The following is a 15,783-nucleotide window of genomic DNA, read 5'->3' as shown; positions in this document are numbered from 1 at the left end:
ATTGAAACCCCGAAATAAAAGAGGAATGAAAATGTTGGAAGATAATTCGAGAGCAAGATCCACTAAAACAAGGATTGAAACGTGTCAGTCGTGGCGCAGTTAATATTCCATGACTTCGAATTCGAGAGCAAGATCCACTAAAACAAGGATTGAAACTGGTGTGCCTCCATCGAGTACAATCCGTCCAATAATTCGAGAGCAAGATCCACTAAAACAAGGATTGAAACATTCAGATTGATCCTTCGTGTGTAAACAATATCATTCGAGAGCAAGATCCACTAAAACAAGGATTGAAACCTAAACAAGGAAAAAATAAAGGAGATGTAAGAAATGGATTCGAGAGCAAGATCCACTAAAACAAGGATTGAAACTTGATATCCCTTCTAAAGTGGGGATTGGAGATTATTCGAGAGCAAGATCCACTAAAACAAGGATTGAAACAAACAATCAAGAATAGTGTAATCCGTTCCCCCAACATTCGAGAGCAAGATCCACTAAAACAAGGATTGAAACTCAGTTACTTTTGAAACTGAAGAAACTTTAGAGGTATTCGAGAGCAAGATCCACTAAAACAAGGATTGAAACTCTTTTCAACCATAATATTACCTCAGTTTATTTTTTTATTCGAGAGCAAGATCCACTAAAACAAGGATTGAAACTATCATTTATCAACACAACCATTACCTCTGAATTTTATTCGAGAGCAAGATCCACTAAAACAAGGATTGAAACATTCATTATCAAATGCTAAAAAAATTATAATAATTGGATTATTCGAGAGCAAGATCCACTAAAACAAGGATTGAAACTCACACTTGGGTTAGTTTTCTAGAGTTTTGTGGACAATTCGAGAGCAAGATCCACTAAAACAAGGATTGAAACTTAGTATGATTCATAGATCTTACTTTGACTATTATTATTCGAGAGCAAGATCCACTAAAACAAGGATTGAAACTTTTGACTTAAATGATCTAAAAAGTGTAAATGTTAATTCGAGAGCAAGATCCACTAAAACAAGGATTGAAACTTGGTTAACTGTATGAGAATAAAGATAATAGAAAATTCGAGAGCAAGATCCACTAAAACAAGGATTGAAACATAGTTTCATCTCCTTTTCGTCAATTGTCGAAGTTAGTATTCGAGAGCAAGATCCACTAAAACAAGGATTGAAACTCATACCAGTTTCCTCCAACACTATCCCATGTAATACATTCGAGAGCAAGATCCACTAAAACAAGGATTGAAACTCCCAAAGCTTTTAAGTACTTCAAAGAAATATTGTAAAATTCGAGAGCAAGATCCACTAAAACAAGGATTGAAACAACCTCTTTGCTCTCTACTACTTCCCAGGACTGACTGAATTCGAGAGCAAGATCCACTAAAACAAGGATTGAAACTTATCCTTGTTAAATAATCCACAATATGAAGGAGTTGATTCGAGAGCAAGATCCACTAAAACAAGGATTGAAACAAGATATGGACAACTCAATAAAAAAGGAAAAATGAATTCGAGAGCAAGATCCACTAAAACAAGGATTGAAACGTCATGCCACGAACTCAAGGTGTAAGTTCCATGGGATAATTCGAGAGCAAGATCCACTAAAACAAGGATTGAAACTAACTCCGCTTTTTAGGGTTGCGTTTCCAATAACATATTCGAGAGCAAGATCCACTAAAACAAGGATTGAAACTTCCGAGAAACAATAAGGATAGAACTTGTTTTTCATATTCGAGAGCAAGATCCACTAAAACAAGGATTGAAACGCCTTTTCAAGCTCATTCACAGACATTACCTTATAATTCGAGAGCAAGATCCACTAAAACAAGGATTGAAACGTCGAATGAATGTTCTACATACCCCATTTGGCAATCATTCGAGAGCAAGATCCACTAAAACAAGGATTGAAACATTATAATATAACTCTGAAAATAAAAAAGGAGCTATATTCGAGAGCAAGATCCACTAAAACAAGGATTGAAACTTACAAATTCCTTCTGGATTGCCATCCCACATTCTATTCGAGAGCAAGATCCACTAAAACAAGGATTGAAACCATTCAAATCCAGGATTACAATTACACGCCTTCGAAATTCGAGAGCAAGATCCACTAAAACAAGGATTGAAACCGATTATACTAATGCTGCGGCTTCCGGTGATATCTATTCGAGAGCAAGATCCACTAAAACAAGGATTGAAACTTGAGTGTTTTTTGAATCTCCTTTCTTCTAAAAATTATTCGAGAGCAAGATCCACTAAAACAAGGATTGAAACTTTCGATAGATGGGATGATACGAAAAGCTACCGAATTCGAGAGCAAGATCCACTAAAACAAGGATTGAAACCTTAGAAGCAAATTCAATCGAGAAAATAGACACTATTCGAGAGCAAGATCCACTAAAACAAGGATTGAAACTTTGTTGACGAAATCCGGTGGGTGGTTAGCAAATATATTCGAGAGCAAGATCCACTAAAACAAGGATTGAAACTATGTTTAAGGATTTCTAAAAAAATAGTTGATTTTATTCGAGAGCAAGATCCACTAAAACAAGGATTGAAACATGTTGGTTTATTTGTATAACTTGCATGTATAGCATTCGAGAGCAAGATCCACTAAAACAAGGATTGAAACTTATTAGCATATGTTTCGGCGTTGGTTACTGAAAAATTCGAGAGCAAGATCCACTAAAACAAGGATTGAAACTTTTCCATTTCCTAACTCCACAGCATTAAATCTCAAATTCGAGAGCAAGATCCACTAAAACAAGGATTGAAACTTTAGAGATCCTGAAAGCAACAAAATAGTAAAGATCTATTCGAGAGCAAGATCCACTAAAACAAGGATTGAAACAAGACTCTAATTCCTGAATAGCTTCCTCTATTACGGATTCGAGAGCAAGATCCACTAAAACAAGGATTGAAACATTAACCGTTGTTTTTAGTATTACTTTTTTATTATTCGAGAGCAAGATCCACTAAAACAAGGATTGAAACTGCTTACGACCGCTTCCAACCGGGTTAAATCTTGCGGATTCGAGAGCAAGATCCACTAAAACAAGGATTGAAACTACCAAAGAATTAGATTCGGAGAAAGTTTTCCAGATAATTCGAGAGCAAGATCCACTAAAACAAGGATTGAAACTAGCAGGTTTAACATTGGCCGCAATATACTTTTATATTCGAGAGCAAGATCCACTAAAACAAGGATTGAAACACTCCGTTGAGCCGCGGGACTCCTTTAATGTCTGCATATTCGAGAGCAAGATCCACTAAAACAAGGATTGAAACCAGCTCATTACCTCCAAAAAAACAATCTTTCCAAGAATTCGAGAGCAAGATCCACTAAAACAAGGATTGAAACATAAAGGCTCTAACCGCTTCTAAGAAAAGGCACTTGATTCGAGAGCAAGATCCACTAAAACAAGGATTGAAACTATATTTTGGGGGAGTTTGGTCTAGAACTTGTCCCCATTCGAGAGCAAGATCCACTAAAACAAGGATTGAAACTCTGTTTACTTCCCTCTATATCTTTTTTTGTTCGGTCATTCGAGAGCAAGATCCACTAAAACAAGGATTGAAACTAAAATCACACTCACAGCCAATACAAGCGGGGGGGGAAATTCGAGAGCAAGATCCACTAAAACAAGGATTGAAACTTGCAGTAGGGCAGACTGGCAGTTTTCGGGTAATGATTCGAGAGCAAGATCCACTAAAACAAGGATTGAAACATTCATACGAATAATCATTTCCGAAAGACTCCTTTTATTCGAGAGCAAGATCCACTAAAACAAGGATTGAAACAGGTCATGAGCATTCAAAACGTTCTCCCCGTTCAATTCGAGAGCAAGATCCACTAAAACAAGGATTGAAACTAGCCTGGACCAAATAATGTACGAACCTCTCCATCTATTCGAGAGCAAGATCCACTAAAACAAGGATTGAAACATGAATTATATAACAGGGATTAAAATTTTTCTTATTATTCGAGAGCAAGATCCACTAAAACAAGGATTGAAACTAAATTTGAGCAAATACTAAAAAAATGAGACAAAAAGATTCGAGAGCAAGATCCACTAAAACAAGGATTGAAACTCCGGCAATGAATTGATAGGACTTAAAATAATTGTATTCGAGAGCAAGATCCACTAAAACAAGGATTGAAACACCAAGAAAATGAAAGAAATTTTCTTTGGAGAAACATTCGAGAGCAAGATCCACTAAAACAAGGATTGAAACTGAGCCATCGACGGTCTCCGGAAGTAAAACCCCAAAATTCGAGAGCAAGATCCACTAAAACAAGGATTGAAACACATTCAAGTCGCTGCCTACCGTTGAAACATGGAAATTCGAGAGCAAGATCCACTAAAACAAGGATTGAAACCTTAATGGAAAGGCACGTAATACAAACGCGGGTAAATTCGAGAGCAAGATCCACTAAAACAAGGATTGAAACTATCACGTTGAATTATGCGATATACTATTATGTTGGATTCGAGAGCAAGATCCACTAAAACAAGGATTGAAACCTGATTTATGGATCTTGTATGGGTTGGTTGTTGCTATTCGAGAGCAAGATCCACTAAAACAAGGATTGAAACGGCCTCTTATAGTTTGCAGGTGCTACAATCTTTTCATAATTCGAGAGCAAGATCCACTAAAACAAGGATTGAAACAATCAATTGTGAGGGTATTCTGCTGTTCAGAAACATTATTCGAGAGCAAGATCCACTAAAACAAGGATTGAAACTACTTTCATCGCATCCTCTCTTATATTCTTATGAAGTTATTCGAGAGCAAGATCCACTAAAACAAGGATTGAAACCCCTTTGACAGTATGTATGACGCAGGGGAACTTTACATATTCGAGAGCAAGATCCACTAAAACAAGGATTGAAACACAATAATATAAGACTCATTTCGAAATGCGGTTATTCATTCGAGAGCAAGATCCACTAAAACAAGGATTGAAACTTTCAATGCCCTGAGCTTGATATCCAGTTTCAACCTATTCGAGAGCAAGATCCACTAAAACAAGGATTGAAACAATGGGTTTAATACACAATCGGAGCAACACACGCGAAATTCGAGAGCAAGATCCACTAAAACAAGGATTGAAACATGCTTTACCCCCTACAACTGTCATAGGTGTAGGAAATTCGAGAGCAAGATCCACTAAAACAAGGATTGAAACGATTTTCTTGTGCTGCTAACCCTGATGAATATGAATTCGAGAGCAAGATCCACTAAAACAAGGATTGAAACAATATACCGTGTGATCTCCCCCATCTCTTCCTCTTATTCGAGAGCAAGATCCACTAAAACAAGGATTGAAACCCCGGCTGAATTGAGGCTGGAATCGGTTTCGAGAGGGAATTCGAGAGCAAGATCCACTAAAACAAGGATTGAAACACAGTTTTTTCGTGCTTATCCCACTCGGAAAAACTAAATTCGAGAGCAAGATCCACTAAAACAAGGATTGAAACTCTCTATCTCTTTCTCATATGTTGCACCTACTGATATTCGAGAGCAAGATCCACTAAAACAAGGATTGAAACTCAATCGATCCTATATGATCAACTATAAACTCAATTTATTCGAGAGCAAGATCCACTAAAACAAGGATTGAAACCAGCTCCCAGAACGGGGTTAGCCAACATCAAAACTATTCGAGAGCAAGATCCACTAAAACAAGGATTGAAACACTGATAACGTTCAAACTAAAAAAATTAGTCCTTCACATTCGAGAGCAAGATCCACTAAAACAAGGATTGAAACTAGATTAAATAGGGAGAGTGTATGATACTAAAAGTCAATTCGAGAGCAAGATCCACTAAAACAAGGATTGAAACGATGTGGTTCTGTGGTATCATAGATTACCTCATCGTATTCGAGAGCAAGATCCACTAAAACAAGGATTGAAACTATGTTCTATTGCTCCGGAGGCTCCAATCTTTGATATTCGAGAGCAAGATCCACTAAAACAAGGATTGAAACAGTCAAGAGTCAGGAATTCAACTTCTACTAAGTCCATTCGAGAGCAAGATCCACTAAAACAAGGATTGAAACAAAATGTGTATCCAGTATAGTCCCACGATCCAGACGGATCGTATGATGATTCGAGAGCAAGATCCACTAAAACAAGGATTGAAACACTGAGGATTGGGAAATTATAGAAGATTCCCCCGAGGATTCGAGAGCAAGATCCACTAAAACAAGGATTGAAACAAATCACCTGATGAATCTGGACTCCCATATATATTTATTCGAGAGCAAGATCCACTAAAACAAGGATTGAAACTTGTTGATCGATGGTCACTCAGTGCAATTATCTACGATTCGAGAGCAAGATCCACTAAAACAAGGATTGAAACTCAATTAAATTATAAAACGCCGATGAATAATGATACCTAATTCGAGAGCAAGATCCACTAAAACAAGGATTGAAACAGCCTAGTGCTCTGTGAGACCTTTTGACCGGGGGTAAATTCGAGAGCAAGATCCACTAAAACAAGGATTGAAACATAATATGAGATTTAAACCCCTATTTGTTCTTTTTTATTCGAGAGCAAGATCCACTAAAACAAGGATTGAAACATTGATTCTTTTTCATGTCTACATCTCCTGATAGATTCGAGAGCAAGATCCACTAAAACAAGGATTGAAACTTCCTCCTTGCAATTATTACCAATTTGACCAAATTCGAGAGCAAGATCCACTAAAACAAGGATTGAAACTATGATAAGTGCGTATAGTAGTATTGTAGTATGAGATTCGAGAGCAAGATCCACTAAAACAAGGATTGAAACGTTCTCGCTGTCTGGGGTCCTCAGACTGACAATTATCATTCGAGAGCAAGATCCACTAAAACAAGGATTGAAACGATGGTAACTTATCGATACACTTAGCTTGATAATATTCGAGAGCAAGATCCACTAAAACAAGGATTGAAACACATTTATCATTCTAGTTGCCTCCTTGCTACAATACTATTCGAGAGCAAGATCCACTAAAACAAGGATTGAAACCTTCCTTCGCAGGCTTTCCATTTATCGTTATAAAACGATTCGAGAGCAAGATCCACTAAAACAAGGATTGAAACAATTAAGCTCCCTCATAATTCTTTCATGCTCCTCAGCAAAAAATTCGAGAGCAAGATCCACTAAAACAAGGATTGAAACTCATATCAGTGTTAGATTGAACACCTCCTAAATGTATTCGAGAGCAAGATCCACTAAAACAAGGATTGAAACTTTTGTATGATTGATTACATCAAAAAATCTGGTTGATTCGAGAGCAAGATCCACTAAAACAAGGATTGAAACAAGATGAAGTCGCTAACTCAATGTCATTTGAGGGATTCGAGAGCAAGATCCACTAAAACAAGGATTGAAACTAACATCCAGTGTTTTTCAATATACTCCAACGTTTTTATTCGAGAGCAAGATCCACTAAAACAAGGATTGAAACTATGCTATTTCTTGTAACTCCGATGTAGACAATTGTATTCGAGAGCAAGATCCACTAAAACAAGGATTGAAACTCCCAATTTGATTTTGGAACATTTGCCAAACCATAGGATTCGAGAGCAAGATCCACTAAAACAAGGATTGAAACTTAAATAATTTGTCATTTTATTATTCATAATAATCATTCGAGAGCAAGATCCACTAAAACAAGGATTGAAACTCAAAAATTTGGAACACAAGATAACATACCTTTCAAACCATTCGAGAGCAAGATCCACTAAAACAAGGATTGAAACTTCAAGATCAAGCGGGACTGCAGGCACTTCGATATTATTCGTGAGCAAGATCCACTAAAACAAGGATTGAAACTAATATATATATTTGCATGGATTAACACAGTAATGAATTCGTGAGCAAGATCCACTAAAACAAGGATTGAAACTTATAGTTATTATTCCTAGTGCTCCTGCTGTTTCTATTCGTGAGCAAGATCCACTAAAACAAGGATTGAAACTCTGGAACTGAGACTGATCAAAACATATTCCAGAATTCGAGAGCAAGATCCACTAAAACAAGGATTGAAACCACGACCTATCAGAGTCTTTTGAGGTTGTGCACAAAAATTCGAGAGCAAGATCCACTAAAACAAGGATTGAAACAAGATAAGATAGCCTGTGCTGTTGCAAGAGGGTATGAGAATTCGAGAGCAAGATCCACTAAAACAAGGATTGAAACAAATGAACCATACTTACAAAGAATACTAGCAAACTATTTTTAGTAAATTCTATTAGAGTCGATCCTATGTTAAGTTAGATATGTTAATATGCTGTTATAACATATTATAATATATGTCTACCATAGCCATTGACCCAGATGTAAAGGAATCACTTAAAGAATTTAAGATCACAGAAAACGAGTCTTATAATTCCATTATCAAACGGCTCATTGTTAAAGTTAAAGAAACTGCAGAGTATAAACCAATGTTCCCAAAAGAAGAGAACACTGAACGAAGAGAATCACATGTCAAAGATTTCGATGCATGGTTGGATAGGAAACTCATAGAAGACAAAGAGATCTTAGACGCACTCGGAAGAAAGTGATATGTTGATTAGCTTAATTGATGTCTTAAAAATTCATCAACGAGTGATTGACTATGACAAAGAAGAGAATCCTGACGATTATACACCTGCAATTAGATCTCTTGCTACATTAGAGTTAATGTTTGAATATATGATAAAGGAATCTAATACCGTTTTTCAAAATGCTGCAATTGTAGTTTATGCCATTATCTCAAGACATCCGTTTTTTAACGGAAATAAAAGAACGGGATACGAAGCAATGAATTTTGTTCTTGAGAATAGTGGGTATACACTTACATCTACTCCACAAGAAACGATAGAATTTATAGTCAAGATTGCAGCGGCTGAAAATGAGATGAAGCCAGCTGAAATTGAAGAATGGATTATTAATCATACCATCAAAAATAATCCAAAAGATCATCTATTTAATTGACCAGTATCATTTCATGCATGAAAATAATATTCGTGATCAAGAGCCACGAAAACAAGGATTGAAACCGAGATTTGGTACATTGTGGTCGAACTCAAGCCTGTGATTCGCGAGCAAGATCCGCTAAAAAAAGGATTGAAACTCGAAAAGTATATATCCTGTACTGTGTAATTTTCTTACTTGAAAACAAAATCCACTAAATCAAGTGACTGAAATGGACAAGCTGAGACCTACCTCTTTCTCTCTAAAATACCTCATCTGCGCAATACTATCAGTCATCCTTCCGTTTCATTTTCTGGGAAACGCGCTGCCAGCTATCCTGTTACTCGCTTCAATCGCGATGGTGTTTGTGACACTGTCAGTCTTGAATTCAAATTGTGACTATGTTCCTGGAATTGCCTACGCCGGAATCCTCTCTACCTTCTGGTTGATGACTGGAATCATACTTCTTTTGATGGGTGCAATGGATTTGGTACCGGAAATCGAGGACATTTTGGTTGCATGGGACCTGATTAGATTACTTGGTTTGTTTGCGGCAGCACCATTACTATATACTTTCTATCTTGAATATAGGAAGCTCATGTGGATTTGAGAGTAAGATCCACTAAAAAAGGAGTGAAACTTTTACTGCTTTAACAAAAGGAGGAGACGATGAAAAAAACAGTAATGGTTATTCTGATCGAATCTGTGCACGACCCTGTCCGCTATGCCGAATATATTGCAGCGGTTAAGGACATTGTGGAGCAGCACGGAGGCGAATATATAGCACGCAGTAACAAAATCACCGCTTTTTGTGGCACCATTAAGCCGGAACGTTCTATCGTCATCGGCTTTGACTCTCTTGCACAGGCTGAAAATTGTTTTAATTCTCCCGAATACAGGGCTGTCAAGCATCTGCGAGAAGACAGCACAGTATCCAGTGCCTTTTTCATAGACAACGATTAACCTGTCAGGAAAACATTTTTCTTACGGATCAACATACTAAAAAAGAATCATGACAGAACTTGTAAAAACCATCATCATAACGGAAGATATACGGCTTAAACAACTGGAACTTTCGGATGCCAACGAGATGTTCACTACCATCGACAGGCAGCGGGATTACCTGGGTAAATGGCTGCCGTTTGTTGCGTTTACCATAGATGTATCGGATTCGGAGGATTATATCCGTTCGGTACTTGCTGTCCCTGCCGAAAAAGGGGATTTTGTATTTGTAATCCGGTATAAGGGGGATTTTGCCGGGTTGATCGGCTTCAAGAATACCGATAAACTGAACCGTAAAGCGGAAATCGGGTACTGGCTTTCGGAACCGTGTCAAAAAAAAGGTATCATCACCAGTTCGGTTACAGCCGTGATGCGTTTTGCCTTTGAAGAAATGAACATCAACCGGGTTCAAATTAGATGTGCGGTGGGGAACTTTCCCAGCAAAAGCGTACCTCAACGCCTCGGATTCCGTTTTGAAGGCATCGAACGGGACGGAGAACTGCTAACCGGGAACCGCTTCACCGATATTGAGGTGTATAGCCTGCTGAAAAATGAATTTCTCTCTGCCGGAAATTAGAAACAAAACATGAAACCATCGGCTGTTTTCACATGATTCGTAATACAATGACTTATCCCGGAAGCAACGAAACAAAAGCAGATGCATGGATGGATGAAATAAAGCTATACGGACATGGCCCTGAAAATTGTGATAGTATAGAAATATAATTTTTATGAGAAGTTAAGCTTTACAAAAATTGGGGAATCTAAACTGGACGATACAGGGTTTTATCTTTTTGGTTACGAGAAGAAAATAAATGCAGGGTGAACAGTTTTGAACAATACATGGTCGCGGTGTGTGCAGACAACCCTGGAGCCTTATCGCAGCCGGGAAATGCGTTTTACTGACAGAAATAAGTATCTTTGAATGAACGCAATCGGAGCACAGGATGGCCAGAATATTCTTGAGGTCGGATGTGCCGGAGGTGTGTTCTGTCATAAGTTAAAGCAATATCTTCCCAACATTAAAATAACAGGACTTGATTTTGACACCTGACACGTTTCCTTTGCAAAAAATATCCGCTTAATATAGCCGCATAATACTGTTTTTCAGAGTTGAAGTTACTGAGAATTTGCTGAAAATAAGGAAAAACGAACCTGTCAAGAGGTAGCTTCCACTAAAATAAGGATTGAAACTTTGCATTTCCTCCTTTTCGAAGAAATTTTTCCTGAGCCATAGGTAGTTTCCACTAAAATAAGAATTGAAATCAAGATAATATCTGTTCATTTCTTCCTCCTAATAACCATTCGAGAGCAAGATACACTAAAATAAGGATTGAAACTGCTATACAGATTTTGTTTTCTTGTTGAAAATAGGCCATATCTTTAACAAAAAAGATTATCATTTTGTAGCTGAAATAAGACTAAGTAAAACGTTTTTTCTCATTTATTTGATTCAATATAAAAATTGGTCATAGTACTTGTATACAAAGGTTGGGTATGTGATCAAGGGATGTTGAAAGCCGGCATAGAAGATGATTGAGTGAAGGCCGGATATGATAACAACATTGATAATTGCTACAAGGAGAACTGAGGTCTGTTATGTTACCTTGTGGAGTCACATATCTGATTCCTCAGGGTTTTTTGTTTCAGGATAGGAGACACAGCCTGAGATGAGGGATTAGTCTCTTTAAAATTTAAAAGGAAGGTTTTAAGGATGGAGATATACAGGACAGTGGAAGCATTTTATGATGATAATGTGGAATATGAATGGCAGAGGCTAGAGAGACACCGGATCGAATATGAAATAACACGCAGATATCTGGATATTTACATACCCGAAGAATCAAGAATACTCGATGTAGGGGGAGGACCCGGAAGATATTCTATATATCTGGCTTCACAGGGGCATAATGTTACACTTCTGGACCTTTCTTCAAAGAACATTTTACTTGCAAAGACAAAAGCTGAAGAGCAAGGCATACAGTTAGAGAGTTTTATCCACTGTAATGCGCTTGAACTTGATCACCACATAAAAGGTCAGTTTGATGCCGTTCTTTGTATGGGGCCTTTTTATCACCTTACTGATGAGGTTCAAAGACATATCGTAATCGATAAGTGCGTAAATGTTCTGAAACCTGGAGGTATCCTTTTTGTATCATTCATTTCCGCATTTGCACCTATAATTGACATGATAAGAGGAAACCCACATATGATTCTGGATACAAAAGACAGATTATTAGATTACCTGAAGGATGGGACCAATATTGTTTCTGAGGAAAATCCCGGATTCACAGATGCGTGGTTTGAAAATCCAGCAAATATAGAAGATATTATGAAAAAGTATCCACTTGAGAAATTAGTTATTACTGCAATAGAAGGAATGTTGTCGTCGAACGAGAGAACAATAAATAGCCTGCCGGAAGATTGCTTTAATGCATTTATCGAGCTTTCCATGAAACTATCCACAAACCCGATGACATGGGGCAGTTGTGAGCACATGCTCTATATTGGAAGGAGAATTGAGTCCTGAAAGATATTATATCAAAAGCTGGATCTGAGCTTAAAAAAGCAGTGAAAGGGCTATTCGAAAGCAAGATACACTAAAACAAGGATTGAAAGCTGGTTGATTTTTTGCCAGCAGCCGGCACTTAATCATTCGAAAGCAAGATACACTAAAACAAGGATTAAAACCATTGACTATCAAGACCGTTTACATTTAACAGCCAAAAATTCGCAATCAAGATCCACTAAATCAAATTGAAACAATACACAGATTTTTTGAATTAATAGAGATTAGTATAAAATTTATCTATTTGGACTTATAAGGAGTTAGTTATGAGCGAACTTTCTAGAAAGATGAATCAATGCAGAAAGCCTGCCGGAGAGGCAGGTAAATTGGTTGCGGATGAAATGAATATCAACCATTATGAGCTGACAAGCTGGGGTTTGGGGAAAATAGATATTAAGCAGGATAGTATAATTTTAGATATTGGGTGCGGCGGGGGTAGAACAGTAAACAGGTTGGCCTTACTTGCACCTGAAGGAAAAGTTTTTGGAATTGATTATTCTAATGACTGTGTAAACTGGTCTATCGAATTTAACAAAGGATTAATAGACAGCGGTAAGGTTGAGATACATAACGCAAGTGTAGAAAAAATTCCTTTTGAGGATAACAAATTTGATTGGGCACTGGCGGTTGAAACTGTTTATTTCTGGCCGAACCTTCTTCAAAACTTATCTGAAATTAAAAGGGTTTTAAAACCTTCTGGCAGGATTATGATAATTAACGAAATGTATGCCAGCCAGAGCTTTAAGGACAGAAATGACCCGTATGTAAAGGCTGGCAATCTTAAACTACATACACCTCAAGAACTGGAGGAGTTATTAAAAAAGGCCGGATACGTAAATATACAAATACATCTGGTAGAAAATAAAAACTGGATGTGCTGTATAGGAGAAAAAAGTAGCTAATGCCTTGTAGTGCACCGGGTGGATAGAGCCTATAATTAGAGGAGCCTATAATTAGAAGGCCCATATTCTTTAACACTTAATTATTAAAAATTTTTTGATTTTTGTGAATAGCCTTTCTTCAAATGCCTTCACATTATCTTGTACATGTAAACAAAAAAAATTAAAAATCCACTCAAAAAAATTAAAACATTACACTACTTATAATACCTTTATGCTTAGGCCAAAAATTCTGGGGCTATTCCGCTTATTCCGTTTTGAACTACCATTTACTGCTGGAGTGTGCGTGATACTGGGGGAGTTACTGGCATTAGGTGCACTTCCTACCACAACTGAAATTGTATTGGGGTTTCTAAGCATTTTTTTCATTTCGGCTACGGCTCTCATCCTTAATGACTATTTTGATCTTGAAATTGACAGAATAAATGCGCCAGAAAGACCACTTCCAGCAGGCCTTGTTACTGAGCAAGAAGTCGTTTTACTCTCCATTGTTGTGGCAATACTTGGACTTATCACAAGCTACCTGATTAGCTTAGAGGCCTTATTAGTAGCCATTCTGGTCTGGGCAGTTGGTTTGCTTTACAACTGGCGGTTCAAAAAAGCGGGTCTTATTGGAAATCTGATGGTCAGCTTTTCAGTAGGCATGACTTTTATTTTTGGTGGTATAGCAGTAAACAAACCATTTGAAATAATAGTCTGGTTTTTTGCGGTTATAGTAATGCTTGTAGATTTAGGAGAAGAGATCGCGGCAGACGCTATGGATATTGAAGGCGATAGTCAGGCAGGATCTCATTCCTTAGCCCTGGAACTTGGCCGCGAAAAAGCATTGAAAATAAGCGGAGCGGTTTTCTTACTGGTGGTTTTTGCAAGCAGTTTGCCGTTTTTTCTGGGCTGGCTAGAGCGGATTTATCTGTTTCCCATTTTACTAATAGATATAGTAATTCTGTACTCAACAGGTAAATTGTTAGACTCAAGAACCGCAAACCGGCGAATTTACATTCGCTGGATATACCTGACTGGATTAGTAGCATTCATAATTTTCATAATCATTCGAATGGTCAGATGAAAGTATTGCAGCAGTTTGATTCCAAGCCTCTTAACGCCGCACTCACCGGATAATTACAAAAATTCGCCTACAAATAGGGGATTTTGCCCCAGCCGTAAATTAGGCATCTGGTGGTTTTTCCCATTTTTCTTTTCCGTTTATCTTTCCTTTTCATCATTGCTGGAAGAAATATAAAAATAGTTAAACCCCTCTTTATAAATATCTTATACACCATTGCAGGTGAACCGATGCCAGATATGACAGCACTTCTACATCATGCAGTTATGGCTCCTTCGGGGCACAATACACAGCCCTGGAAGTTCAGGATAAAAGAGAATACAATTTTTATTTATCCAGATATCTCAAGGAGACTCCCGGTTGTTGACCCCCTGGAAAGGGAGCTATATATAAGCCTCGGATGTGCACTGGAGAATCTGGTAATAGCTGCCGAGCATGAAGGGTACAGAGCACTGGTGGGATACTCTTTTGAGGACGGGGCTATTTCTGTAAATCTAGAGCTTGCAGAAGGTAAAGCCAATAATGACTGGCTTTTCAATGCTATCCCTATAAAGCAGAGTACTCGAAGACAATATGATGGAAGACCTATTCCTGGAGCTGATATGGAAAGGCTTGCATCACTGCCATTAGAGCAGGGAGTGTCGGTGCTTTTTGTGACTGAACCGGAAAAAATAGAAGGGATAATAGAGCTTGTTAAGGAAGGCAACAGCATACAGATGAATGACCGGGATTTTATGCAGGAACTGATTTCATGGATAAGATTCAACGAGGCCGAAGCAAACCGATATCGTGATGGTCTTAGCTCAAAGGCCATGGGAAACCCGTCATCGCCTCGCTTCATAGGGAAACTATTCATGAAATTCTTTTTGAATGCTAAGGGCCAATCGAAAAAGGATGAAAAACACATCAGAAGCTCGTCTGTGTTGATGGTCTTACTGTCGGAAAACGATGATATCAACTCCTGGATCAATACAGGGCGAAGTTTTGAAAGGCTGGCATTATGTGCCACAGCTCTTGGTATCAAAAACGCCCACATAAATCAGCCGTGTGAAGTGCCGGAACTCAAAAAGACGTTACAAAAGCTATTGTCCGCAGGCAACATGCACCCCCAGCTTTTACTACGCCTGGGATATGCAGAGTCTCTTCCCAGATCTCTGAGAAGACCTGTGTCCGAGGTTATAATCTGAATATCGCCCGGTTAATAGGTAATGTTCGAGCCGACTTTCGGCAGATCGACATTTCATTTTCAAGATGTGTCGTTAGAGTTGAGCCACACGTTAACCAGCATTAAACCT

10 protein-coding genes and 1 CRISPR repeat array (1 of these 11 cut by a window edge) are annotated in these 15,783 nt (G+C 38.0%); all 10 genes read left to right on the top strand.

All coding sequences use genetic code 11. The features are described 5' to 3' along the window. A CRISPR array of direct repeats spans positions 1–8,199; the repeat unit is 37 nt; unit sequence ATTCGAGAGCAAGATCCACTAAAACAAGGATTGAAAC (it extends 2,651 nt beyond the left edge of the window). A gap of 113 nt (positions 8,200–8,312) precedes the next feature. The 10 genes from MSKOL_RS03120 to MSKOL_RS03075 all read left to right on the top strand — a co-directional run bounded on the left by MSKOL_RS03120 (position 8,313) and on the right by MSKOL_RS03075 (position 15,675). Beyond that, on the top strand, positions 8,313–8,564 hold the full coding sequence (locus tag MSKOL_RS03120) for a hypothetical protein (protein WP_048109045.1): 252 nt from the start codon (positions 8,313–8,315) through the stop codon (positions 8,562–8,564). A 1-nt stretch (position 8,565) separates the two neighbouring features. Beyond that, positions 8,566–8,976, top strand: a complete 411-nt coding sequence (locus tag MSKOL_RS03115; RefSeq protein WP_048153628.1) for a type II toxin-antitoxin system death-on-curing family toxin — start codon at positions 8,566–8,568, stop codon at positions 8,974–8,976. Positions 8,977–9,178: 202 nt separating this feature from the next. Further along, positions 9,179–9,565, top strand: a complete 387-nt coding sequence (locus MSKOL_RS03110; protein WP_231592398.1) for a hypothetical protein — start codon at positions 9,179–9,181, stop codon at positions 9,563–9,565. Positions 9,566–9,624: 59 nt separating this feature from the next. Then, the gene (locus MSKOL_RS03105) at positions 9,625–9,918 is read left to right on the top strand and encodes a DUF1330 domain-containing protein (RefSeq protein WP_048117969.1); all 294 of its coding nucleotides are present in this window, start codon (positions 9,625–9,627) and stop codon (positions 9,916–9,918) included. A gap of 49 nt (positions 9,919–9,967) precedes the next feature. Then, positions 9,968–10,534, top strand: coding sequence for a GNAT family N-acetyltransferase (locus MSKOL_RS03100; protein WP_048153624.1), 567 nt, complete (start codon positions 9,968–9,970; stop codon positions 10,532–10,534). 348 nt (positions 10,535–10,882) lie between these two features. Then, a complete protein-coding gene (locus MSKOL_RS20895) occupies positions 10,883–11,011 on the top strand; it encodes a class I SAM-dependent methyltransferase (protein ID WP_231592396.1) in 129 nt (42 codons plus the stop codon). A gap of 660 nt (positions 11,012–11,671) precedes the next feature. After that, on the top strand, positions 11,672–12,487 hold the full coding sequence (locus MSKOL_RS03090; protein WP_048153622.1) for a bifunctional 2-polyprenyl-6-hydroxyphenol methylase/3-demethylubiquinol 3-O-methyltransferase UbiG: 816 nt from the start codon (positions 11,672–11,674) through the stop codon (positions 12,485–12,487). Between the two features lie 305 nt (positions 12,488–12,792). Further along, the gene (locus MSKOL_RS03085) at positions 12,793–13,428 is read left to right on the top strand and encodes a class I SAM-dependent methyltransferase (RefSeq protein WP_048153619.1); all 636 of its coding nucleotides are present in this window, start codon (positions 12,793–12,795) and stop codon (positions 13,426–13,428) included. Positions 13,429–13,639: 211 nt separating this feature from the next. After that, complete coding sequence (locus tag MSKOL_RS03080; protein ID WP_048153617.1) at positions 13,640–14,491, top strand: UbiA family prenyltransferase; 852 nt, start codon at positions 13,640–13,642, stop codon at positions 14,489–14,491. Between the two features lie 227 nt (positions 14,492–14,718). Then, positions 14,719–15,675, top strand: a complete 957-nt coding sequence (locus MSKOL_RS03075) for an Acg family FMN-binding oxidoreductase (RefSeq protein WP_048158119.1) — start codon at positions 14,719–14,721, stop codon at positions 15,673–15,675. Positions 15,676–15,783: the final 108 nt, after the last annotated feature.

Origin of the sequence: Methanosarcina sp. Kolksee (genome assembly GCF_000969945.1) — an archaeon.
In the GTDB taxonomy this organism is placed as follows: domain Archaea; phylum Halobacteriota; class Methanosarcinia; order Methanosarcinales; family Methanosarcinaceae; genus Methanosarcina; species Methanosarcina vacuolata.
The sequence above is the reverse complement of the archived record's forward strand: the minus strand, read 5'-3'. Positions and strand labels throughout refer to the sequence as shown.